Here is a 301-nt window from a genome sequence, read left to right on the forward strand (position 1 = left end):
CGATACTCCGCTGCAGCCTTGCGGTCGTAAGTCCTTTGGAAATAGGCCTTCTTCTTCGCCTTGATGGTCTCAAGGTTTTTGGCGCGGTATTCGATGTCGTAGAGGCGCTTTTCCTCTTTACGTTGAGCCTCCGACTTGCCGAGACGCCGGCCAAGACCCGAGCACTTGCGATTGCAGTAGAGGTTCAAGCCGCGAGCCCGCGCACGATTGACGTGTCCCGCCCACTTGTCGTTCACCTTTCCGCAATGTGCGCAGCGGTATTTCATTATGGCTCCAGCACATCCTCAGCGGCAGCGCGTAT

Annotated in this window: 1 protein-coding gene; it reads right to left on the minus strand. The window is 56.8% G+C overall.

All coding sequences use genetic code 11. The features are described 5' to 3' along the window. Positions 1 to 266: hypothetical protein (locus tag CQ12_RS45535; protein ID WP_198164370.1), on the minus strand; the 266-nt coding region annotated here is incomplete at its 3' end. Positions 267 to 301 lie beyond the last annotated feature (35 nt).

It is taken from the genome of Bradyrhizobium jicamae (assembly GCF_001440395.1).
Classification (GTDB): Bacteria; Pseudomonadota; Alphaproteobacteria; order Rhizobiales; family Xanthobacteraceae; genus Bradyrhizobium; species Bradyrhizobium jicamae.